Origin of the sequence: Chitinophaga sp. 22308 (genome assembly GCF_052045305.1) — a bacterium.
In the GTDB taxonomy this organism is placed as follows: domain Bacteria; phylum Bacteroidota; class Bacteroidia; order Chitinophagales; family Chitinophagaceae; genus Chitinophaga; species Chitinophaga varians_A.
In genome coordinates, this window is sequence record NZ_JBQEOP010000008.1 from 62,496 (window position 1) to 83,222 (window position 20,727).

Annotated in this window: 21 protein-coding genes; 6 read left to right on the plus strand and 15 right to left on the minus strand. The window is 51.3% G+C overall.

Going from position 1 to position 20,727, the window contains the following annotated elements; all coding sequences use genetic code 11:
- Nucleotides 1–2 precede the first annotated feature (2 nt).
- Complete coding sequence (locus tag ACTJJS_RS28760; RefSeq protein WP_168873759.1) at nt 3–1,286, minus strand: TCR/Tet family MFS transporter; 1,284 nt, start codon at nt 1,284–1,286, stop codon at nt 3–5.
- 23 nt (nt 1,287–1,309) lie between these two features.
- Between ACTJJS_RS28760 and ACTJJS_RS28765 the strand changes: the two genes are divergently transcribed.
- Nucleotides 1,310–1,741 (plus strand): hypothetical protein, encoded by a 432-nt coding sequence (locus ACTJJS_RS28765; protein WP_440667006.1) that lies wholly within the window; start codon nt 1,310–1,312, stop codon nt 1,739–1,741.
- A 61-nt stretch (nt 1,742–1,802) separates the two neighbouring features.
- On the opposite strand, the gene ACTJJS_RS28770 is transcribed toward ACTJJS_RS28765, so the two are convergent.
- Nucleotides 1,803–2,711 (minus strand): hypothetical protein, encoded by a 909-nt coding sequence (locus ACTJJS_RS28770; RefSeq protein WP_440667008.1) that lies wholly within the window; start codon nt 2,709–2,711, stop codon nt 1,803–1,805.
- A gap of 177 nt (nt 2,712–2,888) precedes the next feature.
- Between ACTJJS_RS28770 and ACTJJS_RS28775 the strand changes: the two genes are divergently transcribed.
- Both ACTJJS_RS28775 and ACTJJS_RS28780 read left to right on the plus strand, forming a co-directional pair.
- A complete protein-coding gene (locus ACTJJS_RS28775) occupies nt 2,889–4,826 on the plus strand; it encodes a sensor histidine kinase (protein ID WP_440667010.1) in 1,938 nt (645 codons plus the stop codon).
- The gene (locus tag ACTJJS_RS28780) at nt 4,823–5,446 is read left to right on the plus strand and encodes a response regulator (protein ID WP_440667012.1); all 624 of its coding nucleotides are present in this window, start codon (nt 4,823–4,825) and stop codon (nt 5,444–5,446) included. The genes ACTJJS_RS28775 and ACTJJS_RS28780 overlap by 4 nt, the downstream gene beginning before the upstream one ends.
- A gap of 33 nt (nt 5,447–5,479) precedes the next feature.
- Here ACTJJS_RS28780 and ACTJJS_RS28785 read toward each other — a convergent pair whose 3' ends face one another.
- Nucleotides 5,480–5,911: a VOC family protein gene (locus tag ACTJJS_RS28785; protein WP_440667014.1), complete on the minus strand. Its 432-nt coding sequence runs from the start codon at nt 5,909–5,911 to the stop codon at nt 5,480–5,482.
- Nucleotides 5,912–6,024: 113 nt separating this feature from the next.
- On the opposite strand from ACTJJS_RS28785, the gene ACTJJS_RS28790 reads away from it, so the two are divergent.
- A complete protein-coding gene (locus ACTJJS_RS28790) occupies nt 6,025–7,002 on the plus strand; it encodes a GlxA family transcriptional regulator (RefSeq protein WP_168873754.1) in 978 nt (325 codons plus the stop codon).
- A gap of 21 nt (nt 7,003–7,023) precedes the next feature.
- Here ACTJJS_RS28790 and ACTJJS_RS28795 read toward each other — a convergent pair whose 3' ends face one another.
- The 4 genes from ACTJJS_RS28795 to ACTJJS_RS28810 all read right to left on the minus strand — a co-directional run bounded on the left by ACTJJS_RS28795 (nt 7,024) and on the right by ACTJJS_RS28810 (nt 11,301).
- Entirely contained in the window at nt 7,024–7,512 is a 489-nt protein-coding gene (locus ACTJJS_RS28795; RefSeq protein WP_440667016.1) for a hypothetical protein, read from the minus strand.
- Nucleotides 7,513–7,759: 247 nt separating this feature from the next.
- Entirely contained in the window at nt 7,760–9,163 is a 1,404-nt protein-coding gene (locus ACTJJS_RS28800; protein WP_440667017.1) for an OmpA family protein, read from the minus strand.
- Nucleotides 9,164–9,665: 502 nt separating this feature from the next.
- The gene (bioB, locus tag ACTJJS_RS28805) at nt 9,666–10,652 is read right to left on the minus strand and encodes a biotin synthase BioB (protein ID WP_168873751.1); all 987 of its coding nucleotides are present in this window, start codon (nt 10,650–10,652) and stop codon (nt 9,666–9,668) included.
- A gap of 37 nt (nt 10,653–10,689) precedes the next feature.
- On the minus strand, nt 10,690–11,301 hold the full coding sequence (locus ACTJJS_RS28810; protein WP_168873750.1) for a hypothetical protein: 612 nt from the start codon (nt 11,299–11,301) through the stop codon (nt 10,690–10,692).
- A gap of 239 nt (nt 11,302–11,540) precedes the next feature.
- Here ACTJJS_RS28810 and ACTJJS_RS28815 point away from each other — a divergent pair, with 239 nt between their 5' ends.
- Nucleotides 11,541–13,034, plus strand: coding sequence for a PLP-dependent aminotransferase family protein (locus tag ACTJJS_RS28815; protein ID WP_440667020.1), 1,494 nt, complete (start codon nt 11,541–11,543; stop codon nt 13,032–13,034).
- A gap of 51 nt (nt 13,035–13,085) precedes the next feature.
- On the opposite strand, the gene ACTJJS_RS28820 is transcribed toward ACTJJS_RS28815, so the two are convergent.
- The gene (locus tag ACTJJS_RS28820) at nt 13,086–13,358 is read right to left on the minus strand and encodes an RNA recognition motif domain-containing protein (protein WP_168873748.1); all 273 of its coding nucleotides are present in this window, start codon (nt 13,356–13,358) and stop codon (nt 13,086–13,088) included.
- A 231-nt stretch (nt 13,359–13,589) separates the two neighbouring features.
- On the opposite strand from ACTJJS_RS28820, the gene ACTJJS_RS28825 reads away from it, so the two are divergent.
- Nucleotides 13,590–13,967 (plus strand): glyoxalase superfamily protein, encoded by a 378-nt coding sequence (locus tag ACTJJS_RS28825; protein WP_343746116.1) that lies wholly within the window; start codon nt 13,590–13,592, stop codon nt 13,965–13,967.
- Here ACTJJS_RS28825 and ACTJJS_RS28830 read toward each other — a convergent pair whose 3' ends face one another.
- From ACTJJS_RS28830 to ACTJJS_RS28860, 7 genes are all read right to left on the minus strand, one after another.
- The gene (locus ACTJJS_RS28830) at nt 13,968–14,336 is read right to left on the minus strand and encodes a YccF domain-containing protein (protein WP_168873746.1); all 369 of its coding nucleotides are present in this window, start codon (nt 14,334–14,336) and stop codon (nt 13,968–13,970) included. It abuts the gene before it with no gap.
- A 40-nt stretch (nt 14,337–14,376) separates the two neighbouring features.
- A complete protein-coding gene (locus tag ACTJJS_RS28835; RefSeq protein WP_440667023.1) occupies nt 14,377–15,153 on the minus strand; it encodes a hypothetical protein in 777 nt (258 codons plus the stop codon).
- A 54-nt stretch (nt 15,154–15,207) separates the two neighbouring features.
- Nucleotides 15,208–15,879: a GDSL-type esterase/lipase family protein gene (locus tag ACTJJS_RS28840; RefSeq protein ID WP_440667025.1), complete on the minus strand. Its 672-nt coding sequence runs from the start codon at nt 15,877–15,879 to the stop codon at nt 15,208–15,210.
- A 63-nt stretch (nt 15,880–15,942) separates the two neighbouring features.
- Nucleotides 15,943–17,103 carry a T9SS type A sorting domain-containing protein gene (locus ACTJJS_RS28845; RefSeq protein ID WP_440667027.1) on the minus strand — a complete coding sequence of 387 codons (1,161 nt, stop codon included), beginning with the start codon at nt 17,101–17,103 and terminating at the stop codon, nt 15,943–15,945.
- 210 nt (nt 17,104–17,313) lie between these two features.
- Nucleotides 17,314–18,399, minus strand: a complete 1,086-nt coding sequence (locus tag ACTJJS_RS28850) for a Gfo/Idh/MocA family protein (RefSeq protein WP_440667029.1) — start codon at nt 18,397–18,399, stop codon at nt 17,314–17,316.
- Nucleotides 18,399–19,763 (minus strand): Gfo/Idh/MocA family protein, encoded by a 1,365-nt coding sequence (locus ACTJJS_RS28855; RefSeq protein ID WP_440667030.1) that lies wholly within the window; start codon nt 19,761–19,763, stop codon nt 18,399–18,401. The genes ACTJJS_RS28850 and ACTJJS_RS28855 overlap by 1 nt, the downstream gene beginning before the upstream one ends.
- Nucleotides 19,764–19,774: 11 nt before the next feature.
- Nucleotides 19,775–20,665, minus strand: coding sequence for a sugar phosphate isomerase/epimerase family protein (locus ACTJJS_RS28860; RefSeq protein ID WP_440667032.1), 891 nt, complete (start codon nt 20,663–20,665; stop codon nt 19,775–19,777).
- Nucleotides 20,666–20,727 lie beyond the last annotated feature (62 nt).

The following is a 20,727-nucleotide window of genomic DNA, read 5'->3' on the forward strand; positions in this document are numbered from 1 at the left end:
TATCAATGCATTGGCGTTTCCCCTACCGGAGCAGAACCTTTGATGACACTGGCCAGTTCGGGGTTCTCTTTCTTCTCGCGTGTCAGCACTTTGTAAGTGATGATGACGCTGAGCATCATGCATACGGCCCCGATCAGGAAGTGCATGCCGGGGAAATAAAATGGCGCCCGGGTGGAGGTGAAATAGGCAAAGGTGCTGTTCATGATCAGCGGGCCTACCACGGTGGTGAGGCTCATAAGGCTGGTCAGCGCGCCCTGCAGCTCGCCCTGCTGATTGGGCGGCACATGGCCGGAAATCACCGACTGCAGCGATGGTCCGCAGATACCGCCGAGGCAGTAAGGGATCAGGAAGGCAAACATCATCCATCCCTGTGTGGCGAATGCGAAAAGCAATAAACCAAGGGCGTATAGGGAGAGACCGAGGTAGATGCTTTTTTCGTTTCCGATTTTAGGGTTGATGACCCTGGTGAGCCCTGCCTGGACGGCACCCACCAGTACGCCTACCACGGCCAGGGAGATGCCCACCATTTTCTCGCTCCAGTTAAAACGGTAGATGGTGAAGAAATTCCAGTTGCCCTGTACCGACTGGCTGCCCAGGTAAATCAGGAAGAAGCTGAATGCCAGTCCCCCGATTTCCGGGTGACGGGTCAGGAACTTCAGGGAGCCGAAAGGATTGGCCCGCTTCCACTCAAACGGCCGGCGGTTTTCTTTGCTCAGCGATTCGGGGAGCAGGAAATAACCGTAGAGGCAGTTGAGCAGACAAAGCACAGCTGCCGCATAGAACGGTGCCCGGATGCCCCAGGTGGCCAGCAGGGCACCCAGTGCGGGGCCAAGTACAAAGCCCAGGCCGAAGGCAGCGCCAATAAGCCCGAAGTTTTTGGCTTTGGAAGTTTCATCGGTGCTGATGTCCGCGATATAGGCCGTAGCGGTGGTAAAACTGGCGCCGGTAATACCGGCTATCACCCGGCCTATGAACAGCCACCAGTAATGGGGCGCCAGGGCTAGAATGATGTAGTCAATACCGAAACCCAACAGGGACAGCAGCAGTACCGGACGACGACCATAACGGTCGCTCAGGTTGCCTACTACCGGTGCAAATAAAAACTGCGTGATGGCAAAAACAGATAACAACAGTGCGCCGTAGGTGCTGGCTTCGTTGACCGGAATGTGTTTCAGCTGGGCAATCAGATCAGCCATAACCGGAATGATCAGTCCCCAACCCATCACATCGATCAACAACGTGATAAAAATAAAGCTGATAGCAGCTTTTTTGGAAGTGGTATGCATAGTAGTGAATTGCAAATAAACAGATGTTGTTTCAAAAAAAGGGGAACAAAAAATACGTTGCAGGCCGGAAAAGAGAATACTGCTTCCCTTATTCCAGGGTCATCACAGGCGCGGTAACAACGATACATATTTTTCCTGCCGGTATTCCTGCAGATAATTTACTAACGCGGAAAAGACTACATGGTTCATCTCTTTCCGTTGGCTTTGGTATTATTCGTAGATCATGGTTTCATTATTTTATCAGGCTTCCAAAGGTACATCCGATTAAATTATATCCGAAACATTTTCCGGCTGAAATACATACGACCATCGGTAAAAACCATCATTTCACCGGTAAAACCGATGCCAGCTGCTGCATTGGCGCCTGTCTGGCGAACAACCTTCTGCAAACCGGACCAGGTATACGCTGCCCTGAACGATCAGGAAGCTGTACAGCTAAGCAAACTCCTGGATAAAATAAGGACAGGCCGGCAACTTCTCAGCGCCGGCCTGCCTCCCTCTTATCCAAACAAATGATCACCTCACCATCGGCCGGCTTGCACTGCATATACGATTATTATCCGACAGCACCCGCGGCGCCACCGCGTCTGAATGCGGATCAATGGAGACTGTCTGCCCCGGCACATCCATTACCCGGACCTCTTTACAGTTACCACTCCAGTCCAGGGTAAAAAAAATCTTTTTCCCATCGGCAGACCATGCAGGGTACCACTCCTTTACATCGCTGGTGGTCAGCTGCCGCATGCCACTGCCGTCAAGGTTCATCACCCAGACATGATAGTTACTCGTAAACAGTACCGACGCCCCGTCAGGACAGACATCCAGCTGTCCGGGCACGTCAGCGAACCGGCTCACGTCTGCAATACGGGAAGCACTGGTCAGCTGCGGATTGCTCAGGTAAAAACCACCGGGCGCCGTCATCACCAACCGGCCATCCGGCAGCCAGGCATAATCTGACACCCCTTCAAAACCAGCTACCTGCTGCCCGCTACGGGTAAACACCGCCACAAATTTGCGGGGGTAAGTGCTGGCCGGCTGCCAGATAACCGCCACTTTACTTTTGTCGGGAGAAATCCGCGGAACGCCATTGACATACTGCCTCACCTGAAAGGAAGCCGCTACCTGCCCGCTGTTGTTATAAATGGTGAAGCGCACCTGGTCGGATGACAGGCTTTCTTCATAAGCAACTATTTCAGCGCCATCGCGACTTACATCAAAACGCTCCTGGTGCGACATACTGCCGATGTCTATCAACTGCTGCTGCTGTCCGCTGCGCAGGTCCAGTTTCATGAACCCCTTAAAGGCAGCATAATAAAGTGTTCCCTGCCCCCCGCCTCCGGCAATACCGCCGTTTTTGTCTTTTGAACAGGCCATCGGTAAAACCAGGAAACACAGCAGGATCAATGAAAGAATGGTCGTTTTCATATGGGTGACTTTGAAGGGTTAACAGCCAAAAGGAGCTGCGTTACAAATATCTGCCACCAGCCATCACCGGTCAATTCGTGGATGTACGGATTTTCATCTCCCTGATTTTACGGAATTTCTATGCCGTATGTCCACCCTCCCCGCTATATTTGTATTATTGCCCTCAATCCTCCGACCATGAAAAACTATCTAGCCCCGGTCATATTGCTTTTATGGTTAACCAGGCCGGCACTTGGCCGGCAGGCGCCGGACAGTCTGCGGCAGTTACTTCACCACAGCACTACCGATACCGGTCGCACCAGCATACTCCTTCAGCTGGCGGACATCAGTTCCCGGGCGGGTGCAGCAGACAGTGCGCAACAGTACGCACAGGAAGCAGTAACTGTCAGCCGCCGGGGCAACAGCCGCCTTTACCAGTCCAAAGCCGTTGCCATGCAGGGAACTGTACTGATGCGGTCCAATCATCTGGACGATGCCATTCGTTCTTTTGAAGAAGCCCGGCAACTACTGGACAACGATACCACCACCCTCGCACGCAGAACGCGCGCAAAAGCCACGGGCAACCTGTCAGTGGCCCTGGGCCGGAAAGGGCTTGCCGACCGTGAGCTGGCGTTGCTTACATCCCTGGTGCCGGAATTCGAAGCACTGCACGATTCCGCCGCGCTCGCAGTATGCCTGCACAACATATCTTCCAAAATGATCAACATAGGCCGCTATGAACAAGGCTACCGTTACATGCTGCGCAACATCGCCATGGCGGAACAAAGCGGCGCAAAAGAGAATACAGCCGGCTCCTATATCGATATGACCACGTTGTTGTATAAGATGGACAGTATCGCCGCCATGCCGGCGTACCTGCACAAAGCGCGGTTACTGCTCGATCAGCTTCCATCATCGCGGCAATGGAGCACCTACTACATCTATGCCGCCATGTACGCCAGCCGCACCCAACACTACGGCACTGCAGATACCTTGCTCGCGCAGGCCCGCACGGTCATCGATAAAATCGGAGACCGCCCCAACCTGTTCAATTATTACACCGCGCTGTTACAGCAACAAAAAGCGCAACATCAATGGAAAGCCGCGCTGGCCACCGCTTCCACGCTGCAGCGTATGGGAGAGGAAGACAAGCTCCCCTACTTCCGGCTCAATGGCCTGAAAGACATGGCCGAACTGGAAGACAAGCTGGGACATCCATTGCAGGCATTGGCCCTGTATAAACAATACCAGCCGCTCAAAGACAGCCTGCGGCAACAGGAAATGGACGTCCGTATCAATGACCTGGAAATCCGGCACCGGACACTGGAACAGGAAAAGAAAATACTGGCCCTGCAGGCCTCCGGTGAAGCACAGGAGAAAACACTGCAACAGGCGCGCAACCGTCAATTGCTCCTGGGCAGCCTCGCCGGACTGGTGTTACTGGGCGTACTGTTCTTTATTTTCTATTATCGCAACAAAAGAAAAATCATACGACAGGAACTGGAACAAGTGCGGCAGCAACAGCGCATCACCTCATATACCTCCATGCTGGAAGGACAAGAGCAGGAAAGACTACGGCTGGCGCGCGACCTGCATGATGGCCTCGGCGGCACGCTCACCGCTTTAAAGATCCAGCTGGACCAGATCACCCACCGCCCTTCCACGGAAGCCGTAGCTACTTCCGCCCGCAGACTGGAAACAGCTATCGCCGACCTGCGGCAGATTTCCAGGAATATGATGCCGGAAACCCTGTTACGGTACGGCCTCACAGAAGCACTGAAAGATTTCTTCGACACCGTGCGGCAGTCCGGTTTACAGGTCCGGTTCCACCACTATGGACTGGAACAGCTCACCAATAATACCACCCGGCTGATGGTATACCGGGTTATCCAGGAACTGGCCACTAATGTGGTACGGCATGCCTGCGCCACCGAAATGCTGGTCCAGGCCACTTTGGAGGAGGGCCTGTTGCTGATCACGGTAGAAGACAACGGTGCCGGCTTCGACACCGCTGCGGCCTATACCGGCGCAGGACTAACGAACGTTCGGGCACGCGTGGATTATTTAAATGGTAAAACCGAGATCATCTCCCGCAAAAACGGCGGGACAGTGATCAATATAGAATGCAGACCATGATCGATATCCTGATTGCAGACGACCATCCGCTTATTACAGAAGGGCTGCGCTCTTTTCTGCGGACCAAAGATGATTTCCGTATTGCCGGCACCGCCGCCAATGCAGCGGAAACCATGGCGATGGTACAACATACGCCGGCATCTATTCTACTGCTGGACGTAAACCTGCCGGACGGCAACGGCGTAGACCTCTGCAGCACTATCCGGAAAACGACGCCGGACCTGCGTATTCTGGGCTTAAGCAATTACAGCGAAAGAAGTGTGATACTGCGCATGTTCAACAACGGAGCTTCCGGCTATGTACTGAAAAGCGCGCCCATGGAGGAACTGGAAAAAGCTATCCAGATTGTGGCCTCCGGTGGTATTTACTTCGGCGAAGGCGTGCAACAGGTGCTGACCGGACTGGCCGCGGACGCGCTCACGGAAATGCCGCCCGTTACCCGCCGGGAAAAAGAAGTGCTGCAATGGCTTGCACAGGGACTAAGCTCCCCACAAATCGGTGAAAAGATTTTCATCAGTGCTGTCACCGTCGACAGCCATCGCCGCAGCCTGATGCAAAAACTGAAAGTCAATAATACCGTGTCACTGCTAAACAGAGCCAGAGAATGGGGGCTTATATAAAGCCGCCCTATTCTCTTTTTCCGGTGAAATAACTTAACTGTTTTGCGGGTAATTGTAATTCAGCATCCATTTTATGCCAAACTTATCTTCACACATGCCGAAATAAGCGCCCCAGAATGTTTTGTTAACAGGCATTTCCACTTTGCCACCGGCAGACAGGGTCTCGAACAACTGCTCCAGTTCCTGTTCTGAACCGGTATTGATCACCAGGCGTATATTGTTGCCCAACACCAGTTTCTGTTCCATGGATTCCAGGAAATCCGTGGCCATCAGCACCGCACCGCTTTTAGTCGTCAGGCTCATGTGCATGATTTTATTACGTTCGTTCGCCGGCATTTTTTCGGAGCCTGGCATATCGCTAAAACGGGAAAGTGAGGTGATCTCACCACCTAAAACCGTTTTATAGAAGTTCATGGCTTCTTCTGTGTTGCCCATGAAATTAAAGTAGGTGGTCATAGCCTGCATGGTGTTTTCTTTTTATGATACACAAAGGTAAAACCAAACACCATCTCTCTAAAGGGCAAATACGACAACCTTAGGCAGGCATTTGCGTCATTTGCAGTACTTATCTTTGCGGCATGGTCAACATATATATCCTTACGGTCCGTAATGCGCTGGTGGCGTCTATCGCCGACTGCCGGCATTTGTTTGATATGGTCAACGAGTTCCTGACAGAAAAAGGAAAGCCTGCCATCTTCGGGATACAGCTGGCCGGACTTACGGCTGAAGTACAATATGAACGCGGCGCTTTCTCTGTTCGCCCGGATGTATTACTGGATTCGGTTACCGACGCGGACCTGATCATTATTCCGGCGCTTACCGGCGATATGAGCACCGCCGTAATGCTCAACAGGGAATACATCCTCTGGGCGGCTTCACAATACAAGGAAGGCGCGGAAGTGGCCAGCCTGGGATCTGGCGTGTTCCTGCTGGCTTTTTCCGGTTTATTGAAAGGCAGGCAATGCACCACACACTGGTATTGCGCCAATGAACTGAAATACTACTATCCCGCTATTGAAGTGGTGGATGAAAGGATGATCACTGACCAGCAAGGCCTGTACTCCAGCGGCGGCGGCAACGCTTACTGGAACCTGCTGCTGCATCTGGTGGAAAAATATGCAGGCCGCGAAACAGCCATTTATACAGCGAAGTATTTCGCGGTCGATTTGGACAAGAACGTGCAATCCCCTTTTATCGTCTTCCATGGCCTGAAAGACCATGACGATGATGTGATCAGAGCATCACAGGCCCATATAGAAAAGCACTACCGGGAAAAGTTTACCGTCGATGAACTGGCCGTTCGGTTCAATATGAGCCGCCGTACGTTTGAAAGGCGCTTCAAAAAAGCCACTCGTCATACCGTGGCGGAATACGTGCAACACGTGAGGATTGAAGGCGCCAAAACACAGCTGGAAATCGGAAGACGGTCCATCCAGGAAGTGATGGTCTATACCGGCTATACAGACATGCAAACCTTCCGGGAAGTGTTCCGGCGTATCACCGGCATGACGCCTGTGGAATACAAAAATAAATATGCACACAAATCCGCCACCTAAAAATCTCTCGGCGGAAACCGGCTACAGTTCTTTGCGGATAGGAAGCGGGGATGCCAACAAACGACTGGTCTGTAGCAGCACCTCGTACACATATTTCCGGACAGGCACCGGCAACGCGCTTGTATCTGAATCAATCTGGTAATACAGTGATGGCCGGTTATTAAATCCCAGCTCTATCAAAACGGCGGGCTGGTCATGGCAATACAGACATCCCCATCTGGCCGTATGGCCGGCAGTGAACAACAGTTCAGGAATACTATCGATGATAAAACGGCTTCGCTGCCATTGTTCAGTTGATTGCTTTACCACAGAGGAATCAATACCAGGACCATTGGTGTCCAGCCGGCAGCGTACCAGTTCGTGAGCGGTGATTTTATAGGTGGCACGTACGTTCATAGACATGACTCCAAACTTTACCCAAACCGGGGAATTAACGGCGGATATTGTTTGTGCTGATACCCAGCGGGCTACTGTCAGGAAGCTTAAGAGGGCAAACAAATACTTGTTCATATATACAATTTAGGGGCGTTCTTCTGTCAGATGAGGATATGGGCCTGTCTTTACTAACGCCTGCGCCCAGGTCCAGCAGCAGGTTTAAAAACAACACACAGGTCAGCACAGCATAAGCTTGTTTATCTCTTGCAATGGTCATAGCAGCAGGAAACAATGTTTTTTACAAGGTACAAAAAAAGCTGTTCCGTAACAGGAACAGCTTTTTACTTTGAAGGCAAGTTAAAAAATGGATGTTATAAGAAGATTAGTACAAAGTAAATTCCACTCTTCTGTTCTGTTGACGGCCTTCGGCAGTCTTGTTGGTGGCGATAGGCTGCGTAGAGCCGTAGCCGGTAGCTTCAATCCTGGAAGGGTTAGCGCCTTTTGATACCAGATAAGATTTGATGGCTTCTGCACGTCCTTTGGAAAGACGCATGTTGGTGGCTGCAGAACCGGTGTTATCGGTATGACCGGCCAGTTTCAGGCTGAAGTTTTTCTCTACCAGCAGGTTGGCCACCTTATCAAGGCTGGAGAAAGAGTTAGGACGGATGGTGGCTTTACCCAGATCAAATTCCAGGTTGTCGATCGCGTCTTTTACCACTTTTCTGTCAGCTTCCGTTACGATAACTTTTTCTTTCACCACCTGTACAGGAGCCGGCAGCGGGCAACCAGCGCCATCTACTTTTGTACCGGCAGGAGTATTCGGGCATTTGTCCAGGTAATCAGGAACGCCGTCACCATCAGTATCACGTTTCATGCCGTCGATTTCATCTTTCAACTGGCCGATGGCAGCCTGATTACGGGCATCGCTTTCTGCCAGGGAGGTTTTCAGCGCCGCGTTTTTGGTCCACAGGTCTTCTGCCAGTTGCGCAGCAGGGTTTACAACAGCCAGCTGTGGTTTTCTTTTCCTGCCGAGGGCAAATTCAAGGCCCAGTTTAGCAGTGGAAAACTTGTCTTTGTTACCGCTGTTCACACCGTCGAACACTTTGCTGTTCACGAAGTTTGTGTTATAGGCCAGGTCAATGTTTACGCCCGGGGCCACTACAAATTTGGCACCTACGCCAACGGGGATGAACATTTCAGTATGAGTGGATTTGCCACCGCTTGTTTTTACAGCTGTTTCTGTGCCGTCTGCTGCTGTAACGGTAGGTTTGAAGGCCATCGCACCGGCACCAACCGATACGTAAGGAATCACAAAACTCTGTTTGTTGATCCAGTTAACAGAACCGAGGCTGAACACACCGCTCAGTGAGGCAGACCAGTCAATGTCTGTCTGGAAGGATTTGATGCCGCCAGCTAACGGAGCACCATTGATATCAGTCAATGTTTGCGATGCTTTGGTAGCGCCTTTCACCTGTCCGCGCATGAAGTCTGCCTGCAGGCCAAAGTTGTGAAATATTTGTTTTTTCACGTACGCACCATATACAAAGCCCACGTTTTTAAAATCGAAATTATTGAAGTAGTAGGGACCGCCAAATGGGCCAAAAGCTGCGGAACCACCGCCCCACGCACCTACAGACCACGTACGATAATCTTTTACGCCATTGAAGGGAACAACACGATCTTTTTTCAGGGTACTGTCCTGGTCCTGCGCAAAAGCAACGCCAGATAATGCAAGTACAGATGAAGTCATCATGACAGACTTCCCAAATTTCGTAAACATCTTCATAAACAATTAGTATTGGGTTAAATTATTTAATCTGTTCTATGTATAACACGTCTAAAGTTGTTAACAATCAAGGTACCTTTGTTAGAACAGGCTGGCTATTTGCAAAGTCTGTGCCAAGAGAAAAAAACGCCCTTCGTTCACCCCTCCAAAACAAGCCACTGCACTACATTTGGAACGAATATAAAAAAATCTGCTACACCCCTTTACCTTATCTACTGGCTTATCACATAATATTTTTTCAAACTAAATAAATATCGTTTATACGTTTTAGTTATACCCCTACTTTTTTGTACTGAAATAACCAAATAAAAATCCCTTTCGGCAGTTGCCGGAGAAATGAGTTCCCATACATTCATACCTGGTGAAACGATAATGAAACGAATTCAGGTTATTGGCTTTTGTACCGTTAAAGGATATACGAATTTGCGGCAGTCAGGCATATAAATCAAAAAGCCTGTGCGTAGTGCACAGGCTTTTCAGGTATGGTTATCCTGCTATATTTTTAGCAGGCAGATACTTCTTTTTTGTTGGGCATTGGCTGCAGGCCAAGGTTTTGCAGCATTTGCATATCTTCCGTCACGCCGGGGTTTGGTGTGACCAGCAGGGTTTGCCGCTCACCGGTGAAGATGGAATTGGCGCCTGCCATAAAGCACCAGGCTTGTTCAGATTCTGTCATTTCGATACGGCCGGCCGTAAGGCGCACGGTGGATGCCGGCATAACGATTCGTGCAGTAGCGATCATCCGCACCATGTCCCAGGCGTCCACTTTGGGATTGTCTTCCAGCGGCGTGCCTTTTACGCGGGCCAGCGCATTGATGGGCACAGATTCCGGATGTTTGGGCATCGTGGCCAGCGTGAGCAGCATGGAGATGCGGTCGCGGTGTGTTTCCCCTAAACCGATAATACCGCCGGAACACACGGTGATACCGGCTTTACGGACGTTGTTGATGGTATTGATGCGGTTATCAAAGTTGCGGGTGGAAATAATCTCTTTATAATATTGTTCTGAAGTGTCCAGGTTGTGGTTGTAGGCATGTAGGCCGGCTTCCTGCAGGCGGATGGCCTGTTCTTCCGTAAGCATGCCGAGCGTGCAGCATACTTCCAGGCCCAGGTCGTTGACGCCTTTCACCATGTCGATGACGCGGTCAAAGTCGCGGTTGTCCCTTACTTCCCGCCATGCTGCAGCCATACAAAAACGGGTGGAACCGTTGTCTTTGGCCTTCTGTGCATGCGCGATCACTGTCTCTGTGGGCAGCAAGGCCTGTACTTTGATATCAGTGTGATACCGGGCTGCCTGTCCGCAATAGGAACAGTCTTCCGGGCATCCGCCTGTTTTGATGGACAAGAGGGTACACACCTGTATTTCGCGCGCGGAGTGATATTCGCGGTGAATGGTAGCTGCCTGATAAACCAGGTCCAGCAGGGGCTGGTCATAGATGGCCTGGATTTCTTCCAGGGTCCAGTCGTTTCTGATAGCTGTTGCGTTCATGCTTCCTGATTGAATTTAACTCGTTATGTAAGTGTCTTTATGCGTATTGCGCCAGTTCCTGCCCGATGGCGGCCAGCCAGCCGTCAAACAGCTGCTGTTCCAGTCCTTCCACATGCCGGGCATGTACTTCCCAGTCCGGTGCAAAATCCTGTAACTGGCGGATCATTTCTTCCAGGTGGCCTTCTTCTTCCATGATAATGGAGCGGACCATCACCTTACTGCCGGCTTTGTCCAGTTCGGCCTGGTATACCGGGTACAGGGCATCGGCCCGTACCTCTATGGCATAGGTCACGAAGAGGTAGGCGGCATATTTGAGCTCACTGCCATGCAGCCCGAAAGTATTTTTCAGATAGCGGCAGGCCTGCATGTCCAGCTGGTGCAGGTAATGCCGTGTCTGATGCGGCGCCAGCAGCTCGTGCAACTGGTAGGTCTTACAAGTATCTGCGCTTACTTTGGCAATTTGTTTTTTCAGGTAATAGGCATGGCGGTGCTCTTCTGCCGCATGTTTCAGCTGGATAAAATCCACCAGCGCAGGATGCTCGCAGGCCGAGATCTTGCGGGCGCCCGCATTCTCCATAAAAGAGAGGGTGTTCAGCCATTTAGCGTGCAGGTCGTTGTGCCCAACGATATGTTGCAGTATATCTTGCATATGTCATTCGTTTCCAGCCAAAAGTAACCGCTTACCGGATGATTCAACTGGGCCAGTTTTGATATGATAGCTAGTCCGGTCAAATACATCATCGGGCACCCGGCGTCAAAAACAGGATCAATCATCTCCCTATAGACTAAATATCATCTTTATAAATATTATATAAAATAATATAAATAGATAATAAAGCGGAAATAAGATAACTTGCCGGACCATTTAATAGTAATATTTCTACCAGCATGAGCAGTCCGGTCCCTTATAGGAGTTTTGTGCATATTGACAGGCAGTCGACGACCGCCATCTACCTCCAGATCGCGCACCAGTTGATCAACGCCATTCAACGCGGTTACCTGGTGACTGGCACCAAGCTGCCCGGCACCCGGCAACTAAGCGAACTACTGGAAGTGAACCGCAATACCATTGTGGCAGTATACGAGGAACTGGACACCCAGGGCTGGATAGAAACGCGGCCCAACAAAGGCACGTTTATCATCGGGAAAACAGCCGGCCGGCCACAGAAAATACGCAGTACGCCGGACACGCCGCTGGCACGGTACCCCAAAGAAACGGGCTTCGACTTCCGCAAGTCCAGCCTGCTCGACAATCCCTTTGAACACTCCTCCTGCGAGTATGTGTTCAACGACGGCACGCCAGACATCCGCCTTACGCAGGTAAGCCACCTGTCCAGCCTCTACAGCGGGCATCTCAAACGAAAAAGCAACCACCGCAAACTGGGCTATTACAACCAGGATGGCAGTGAGTTTTTCAAAAAACACCTGTCCAATTACCTGAACCAGTCCCGCGGCCTGCACATATCCAAAGACAACATCCTCATCACCCGCAGCACGGAGATGAGCGTGTACATTACTTCGGAAATATTGTTGTCTCCCGGAGACACGGTACTGGTGGGGTCACTGAGCTACTTTTCGGTGAACATGATCTTTCAGAAATCCGGCGCCCGCATACTCCCGGTACCCATAGATGAAGACGGCATCGATGTAGACGCTGTGCGCCGCATCTGCGAAAGGCAACGCATCCGCATGTTGTACATTACGCCACACCATCACTACCCTACTACGGTGACGCTTAGCGCAGAACGCCGCATAACCCTGCTGCACCTGGCCTCCGAATTTGGTTTCGTCATCCTGGAAGATGATTACGATTATGACTTCCATTATGACAACAGTCCGGTGCTGCCCCTTGCCAGCGCCGATACCAACGGCATGGTGGTATATACCGGCGCCTTCGGAAAGTCGCTCGCACCGGGCTTCCGCACCGGTTTTATCATAGCTCCGGAAAACCTCATGACCGAAATGCGCAAACATCTCGGCATCATCGACCGGCAGGGCGATGTGCTCATGGAACAGGTGCTCGGCGAAATGATCGAGTCAGGAGAGATCCACCGGTACCTGAAAAAATCCCTCAAAGTATACCGCGAGCGGCGCGACCATATTGTAACGGTGATGCAGGAAGAACTACAGGATTTCATGGAACTGCGCAAGCCGGCAGGCGGGCTCGCCGTATGGACACGCTGGAAACGCCCCATTAACCTGATGCAGCTGGGGAAAGCCTGCGCCCGGAATAATCTCTTTATTCCTAAAACACTGTTGTATCAGCATAAAGACCTTACCGCCATGCGGCTGGGGTTTGGGCATTTTACCCAGGAAGAAGCAGCAGAAAGTGTACGGATACTGAAAAAAGGAGTGCTGGACGTGATGGGAAAAGGGCAATAAAAAATGCCTGCCCCAGCGCGCCGGAACAGACATGCATTCACTATAAAAATACTATCGAAAGCGCCTTGTAAACGTCTTTTGTTTCGGAGGCTGTGCTTCCGTAACACTGATTACATGACCATCAATATCTTTCCCATGAAGGGCAAGGATCGCCTTTTCCCCTTCTGACCTGTTTGGCATTTCAACAAAACCAAAACCTTTGCTTCTGTTGGTGTATTTATCTTCGACAATTGTCGCAGATGAAATCACACCATATTCGATAAACAGGTTGACCAAATCCTCAATCTGGTAATCATATCCCAGATTGGATACATAAATATTCATTGGAGTTAAAATTAAACGTTAAAACTATCTGAGAAAAATGCAGTGTAACACAAAATAACCCGGCAGGAGCATGGCAGCTTACATTAGCGATAAAACTCAAATTCCGTTAAAGGTACGTTTTATTTAGTCATTTCCGGGAAAAGATAATTCCTGGTGCGATACAGAAAATATGGCGGCCGGCAGTGGCAGGTAAAAAACGCCTACCCCACTTTATTTTTTGTATATTTAAATATCAATCAGATACTTATGTCACGCATCATTCCCATCTTCCGCATGTTTGATTATGCCCGGGCCATACAGTTCTACGTTGATTGGCTGGAGTTCGAAATTCTTTGGGAACACAAGCCCGAAGGCGCGCCAATTTATATGCGCATTGCCAAAGGCGATGTACAAATCGATCTGTCTGAGCACCATGGCGACGGCACGCCTGGCTCCCGGATCAGCATCACCGAGTTTAAAGGTTTAAAAGCCTTCCATGCGAAACTGGGCGGGAAAGACTATAAATACATGAACCCCGGCCTGGAGCGGGCCGACTGGAACCCGGAGGTACTGTTGATGACCGTGATCGATCCGTTTCAGAACACCATTATCTTCGAAGAATCTGCCTGATTAAAGAATCTCTTTCCCAAAAGGCGCGAAAGTAAGGCTCATCAGCTTAAAATGCTGCCGGCCCCAGGGAGCGCCAATAATGGTGATGGTCAGTAATACGCCGAAAAACAAATGGCAAAGGGCCACCCAGATCCCACCCGTAAATATCCAGATAATGTTGAACAAGGTGGAGAGGCAACCAGTAGAACCGGCGCCGTCACGTACCTCACGCCCGAAGGGCATGAGCGTGAACAGCCCTATTTTAAAGCACTGTATCCCGAAAGGAATACCAATGATAGTGATACAAAAAAGAAAGCCGGATACGATGTAGCCGAGTGCTGCGGCCAGTCCCCCAAAGATCAGCCAGATAATATTTCCGATTAAGTTCATAGGTGTAATATTACAGAAAAATACATACTTTCCACAGCAGTTATACCGCAATCTGCCGGCGGTGACGGTAATGGGCAATGGAGACCTCTATCAGCGGTATGGCCAGTATGAGCAGGAAGGTATAGAGAATGCCGCGCTGCAGCCCTTTCAGGAACTGGTCTACCTGTATCACCGCAATGTTGACAAACAGATTGCCGTTCACTAATTTCCCCAGTGAGGTATGCACCACTTCGTTACTGGCACCATCTGTCAGCCCCAACTTATCATGCAGTAAATTATAGACCGCCTTGTGCATCATCCCCGCGATAGCTTTGCTTCTGGTGATCTGCAGCAGCAGGGAAGCCATTTTCCCTTTGACGCCCTGTGTGCTGCCCAGCTGTTGTTCCAACGTACTGCCGTATACGTTATACACCACCACCGCCGTGGTGTCTATGATCTGGTGCGTGCTGAGCGACGACACGCGTGCATTGCCACCGAAGAGGGAATCGACTGCTTTCAGCGCTGTTTCGCTGAAAACCGGTGGTACATGGGCTGCATAAACGTCGGTATGTGCTTTGATGTCTTTTCGCAGGCTGTGGAAGAATCCCCATTTCATGCCAAAGAAACCGGCCAGCAGCGGCAGCGCCACCATATAAAGGTAAGCCAGCACTTTCAGCAGCTTGTGGGAACGGGGCACGAGAATGTATTTGCGGAGCGCCAGTACAAGTATCAGTGCCGCAAAGAAAGCAATCAGGCCGGAAATAACAGCACCGGAAATAAATCTGTAGGGGTTGGTGAACTCGCCCGCCAGTTGGAAATAGGTAACAATGGTACGCATAAGGGTAAACAGTAAAAGAACGCAGCCAACAGGTGGCTGCGTTCGGACAAAAAATTATTTGGATGATTTTTTAACCAGGTAGGGTTTTATGGCTTTACGCCAGATGGCGTAGCCCTGCGCGTTCATATGGAGCATGTCGGATACGAACAGTTCCGGGCGGGGCTGGCCCTGTTTATCGAGCATTAATGAAAAAACATCAATGAAATGAGCGTTTTTTTCTTTTGCCAGGAAGGCTTTGATCAGCGCGTTGGCTTCGGCGGCCGTTTTCATATACTTCACCCGCGAAGGACTTGGCTTCAGGGAAATATATTCAACAGGCACCAGGGGCAAACGGGAGCGGATAAGGCTGTACAGGCGCTGAAAGCGGTTGTAAACGCTGTCGGCCGTAGCGCCTTCCGGCAGGTCGTTTTCACCTACATAAATCACCACCTGGCGCGGATGGTAATCAAAAATAAGCTCCTGGGCAAAGTGGGTGATGTCATTGGTCACGGCGCCGCCGATGCCTCTGTTCATCGCCACTTCATCAGCAAAGGTACGCTCGAGGTCGTCCCACTTACGGATAGAGGAACTGCCCACAAACAAGACCGGGTTTGCAGGAGGAGCATACATCTGATCAAACTTTTTGATCGTCCGCACATCCTCCTGATAATGCACCTGCTCCTGTGCCAGCAGGCCATTGGCCGATATTACCAGGCCTAACAAAAAAGGAAAAAACAATTTGGTCATCGGCACAAAATAAAAAAGAATTACGAAACAGGAAACCCTTTATCGTAATTCTTCTTTTTCCGGTTATTGTTTGGTGACCATTTTAGTATATACTTTACCGTTATGGGTGAGTTTGATAATGTAGGTGCCGGCAGCGAGGTTTTTGGTATCTAGCGCCGTGCGGTGATTGCCCGGTTGCAGGGCGGTATTGAGCAACAGCCCTACTCTCTTCTGTTGGGTATCGAATACTTCCAGCATGGTATTGCCGGCTTCTTTCACGTCCAGGTCAATGTAGGTGATCTGAGGAAACGGATTGGGAAATACATTGATCGAGATGTTATCATGTGTGGCAGGCACTGTTGCCGCCGGCGGCGTTTCGGAAGTAGCTAACATGGGACTGCCGCAGGTAGCGCTGCCTTCCGCGATGCAAAAGTCGGCAAAGCGGACCTGTTCATCCCGGATGCCTGTCGCCAGCTTACGGTAGATGCCCCATTTAGGGCGGCAGAAGGTGGTGCCGTCACGCCACATGTCGATGTTGTTATTGCTGTAGTTTAATAACGTGGTGCCATCGCTGACTTTTTTGATGATGACTTTATAGGAGCCTGTTGTGGAGAAGGTGATTTTCTCCTCTACTTCCACCCAGTTGCCTTTAAAGGAGGATAGCGGCGCGCTGGCTTTCTCACCGCCACCGGCGTCACCACTGCCTGGTGTATAGATCACCTGTAGTTTCTGAGGTGAACCGGCACGGGGCGTAAGGGTGATCAGCGGCGCACCGTCGTCGCCATCACCGGCTTTTATCTGATGCAGGTGGCAGAAACTGGTGGTGGGAATGAAGCCGGCATCGATCTTAAATTTCCAGCGGTAGGTGACTGTTTCGCCATAGGTGGCTTTCACATTGTCGGGAGAAGGGCCGAAAGTCTTGATCTCGTTACGCTGGCGGTCCGTGTTGGGGCCGCAACGGTCGTTGTCCGGTGTGGCATGGAGGAAAAACACGAACACGTTTTTGTTGAGCGAGGCGTCAAATTCTTCCGTGATGTGGCGGCCAAACGACGGATGCGCACAGTCAGGCACTTCGCCGGCCGTGCCGTTGCCCAGCACACTTTCAATCAGTTCGTACGTGTTGCCCGGGCCGTTGGCTGACAAGGTTACCTGGGCATGAAGCATGGCGGTACAAAGGATGCCTGCTGTTGTCAGGAAGGCGGGTTTCCAAAATTTGTGCAAAGGTTTGCAGATAAGCGGTTTCATAAGTAATACATGTTTTGAGGGTTTTTGGATTCAGATTTCGGTGAATAATATGCAATCGATTTCATTGCATACATAATTTAATATTTTTATTTGACAAATAGGCTTTCTGTGGGAAAATTATTTTTGGGGATGTATTAAAGAACTGGTTATCAGCGCCGGCCGCTTATGCCGGAGGAACACGGCAACGAAGAGATAGTGGAAGGATATGGGTCACAGCAACACCTTCTTTCCGGTGCGGGCCGACTCCTTCGCAGCTTCGAGGATACGCAGCACCAGCACATTATTGGGCAGGGCATACAAGCCGTACGGCGGCGGCGTTTCTTTGCCCCTGATAACAGCGGCCAAGTAACTGAACGGATCTTCGTAGACGGGCATATCCGCTGCCGTTATATGTCTGGCCACCGCTGGTGCCGACTCCCGGTTGCGCAGCAGTAGCGTGTTTTTGTCTGCCGCCATGATATACCCCTTCTCTCCGTATACTTCCATGTCTTTACGGCTGAAAGGCCAGTTCCACGAAGCCTGGATAATACACTGTGCGTCCGGGTAGTCTACAATGATGGTGGCGTCGTCATCTACTTTTGGGTAACGGTCAGGCTTATATTGCCGCGTTACCGCGGTAACGGCAACGGGCATACGGTTTTTCATCAGCCTGGTCATCAGGTTGGCGCCATAGCAGCCAAAATCCATCAGGGCGCCGGCGCCGTTGAGCACCGGGTCTGTCAGCCAGGCCAGGAAAGCGGGGCTGCAACCTATCTCCTGCGGCCCCTGATGCCCGTCATGGACCACCACTTTACGGACATGGCCGGTAAAACTGCTGTCTTCCACCAGTTGGAAAGTCTTTGCCACCGTAGGGTACCAGCTGGTTTCGTAGTTGGTCAGCAGTTGTATGCCGTACCGCCGTGCCAGCGAGTCCATTACCAGCGCATCGGCGAGGCTGGCCGCCAGCGGCTTCTCCACCATCACATGGATGCCCCTTGGCGCACATGCCTCTACTACTTCCCGGTGACTGTACACCGATCCGAATGCGAGCACCGCCTGTGGTTTTACGGCGTCCAGCATCCGCCCCAGGTCGTGGTACACCTGCTGTTGCGGGATATGGTACTGCCGCGCCACCTTGCCGGCCAGGGCGGTGTCTTTTTCGTATATCCCTGCCAGTTGGACATCGTCGTGTCGGCCCCGGCCCAGTATCCAGCCGGAATGGCCATGCGATACACCGGCAACGGCCACACGCACTGCCTGCGCCGAAGCGCAGGCCTGCGTCAGTATTAAAAACAAAAGGAGATACAGTCGTTTCATTACAGTTTAAATACTTTGCCTCCCACCATTACCTCCTGGGTAGCTTCATCAAAAGTTGCTTTCATGCCCGTACGGTAAGCGGCGTTGCCCATGATGAGGGCAATGGAATGGGAATACGCGGCTTCTATCGGTGCATTGGGCTGTTTACGCTCACGTACGCTGGTCATCCAGTTACGTACATGCGCACTGGTGAGCGGATCGCCACCGGTATTGGCGCTGGTCTCTACTTTCTCCTGCGAACTGAGCGTCATCGGGGTCAGCAGGTTCGCATGCATGCCCATTTCTGCAGCTTCTTTTTCGGTAAGGCCGCCGGTGCTGCTGATTTTGTTGGTAGACATATCGATGGTGCCGCCATTGGAATAATAGATCTCTTTCGTGCCCCCGGCAGAGTTATGAAAGCGGCTGCTGTACATTACCTGGAAACCTTTTTCCGGTTCGTTGGAGGGACCGTAGTCAAATACGGCTGTGAGCGTGTCCGGATTTTTACGGCCGTCATGCCACATATAAATACCGCCGTTGGCCACCGCGCTGCGTGGGTGTTTCAGGCCGCTGAACCAATGCACAGTGTCTATCTGATGTGTCATCCATTGTCCGAAAATACCGGAGGAATAAGGCCAGAACAGCCGGTACTCAAGGTATTTGCGCGGGTCCCAGCTATCGTTAGGGCGACCGGCCAGGAAACGTTTCCAGTCCGTGTCCGACTCCCGGATGCTCTTCACCAGGTCGGGCCGCCGCCAGCGTCCCGGCTGGTTTACGTTCCACGTCATTTCCACCATGGTGATATCGCCAAACTTGCCTTCCTTAATGAAATTGGCCGCTGCGTGGTAACTGGTGCCGCTGCGCCGCTGCGTGCCCACCTGCATGATCTTCCCCGACTCTTTTACGGCTTTCAGCGCGTTACGGGCATCTTCCATGGTTTCAGCAAACGGTTTTTCGCTGTATACGTCGCACTTGTTCTTCACCGCTTCAATGGTATGATAGGCATGCTGGAAATCGGCTGAGGCAATAAAGACGGCGTCCAGGTTTTTAACCCGGTACAGTTCATCGTTGTTGACACAGGCCTGTACCTGGTGCCCTGTCTTCTGCTCCAGGAAGGCTTTGCCTTCTTCCCTGCGGCGGTTCCAGATATCGGAAACAGCGATCAGGTCGAAGTTCAGTTCTTTGTTATGGCTGAAGAAAGAAGGCATCAATGCCTGCCGGGCACGGTCGGAAAAACCTACCAGTCCCACATTTACCCTGTCATTGGCGCCCAGGATGCGGGCATAGCTGCTGGCTGGCATTCCCATAGCCGTAATCGTTAGTCCTGCTCCTGCCATCAGGGACTGTTGCAGAAATTCCCGCCTTGTCTTTTTAGTGGATGTCATTGTACAAGTATTTATTTTTTTCCGGAGATATGATATACTTCCCTGAGTTGCCCTTCCAGGTACGCCACCGCCGGCGCATATTCCCTGGCAGGATCTGTCCATTTGCATTCCATCATGATCCGTCCTTTATAACCGATGTCCCGCAGCGCTGCCAGGTAGGGCCGGAAATCCTGCTTCTCCGTGCCGGGCGCGGAACGTTTCTCCCGTTCTGCTATGTGGCAGTGCGCCAATATCCCTCTGGCTTTTGCAATATTGGCTGCCGGCTCATTTTCCCGCAACATGTGATAGATGTCGGCCGTAAGCCGGAAATTAGGATGGTCCACGGCCGTCACGACTTCACAACCTTCCGCCAAAGTGTTTACAAAATTGGTTTCGGTAGCGTTCAGATTTTCCATGGAAATGAGGCAGTTATGCTTCGCAGCAATACCGGCCATTTTGCGGGCCAGCCGGATAAACTGCCCCTTCGCCGCTGCCCTGTCAACCCCTTCCGGAATTTTCCTGGCCTCTCCGCTGCCTAATACAATCAGCCTGATACCCGCCTTCTCCGCCCGCTGCATGACAGTGTCCACATACCCCAATATCCATGCTTCGTTGACATCCGGCCCCATTAATTTGAGATACCCCGGTATGAACAGGTTGCAAGTCTGTATATGGCAACGGGCACGCTTTAATTGCTGTAAATAGGCGGCAAAGGCTTCCTCACTTACCGCGGGCGCCAGTATCCTTTTGACGGTTTCCTCGAGGTACTCAAAGCCAGCCGCATTAGCCAGACTGTCACTGTCCACCGAGGCAGTAATGCCCAGAGAAGGCATAGTACCCCTATTACCCGCAGGCGATTGTGCATTCGATTGCAAAAAAGTAATGAAACCCAGGAGGAACAGGCCTGTCAGTGCGTTTTTCATAATGTGGAAAGCCCGGAAAAGAAAAGGCTATGGAAAAAGTAATCATTATCCGGGAAAAATCA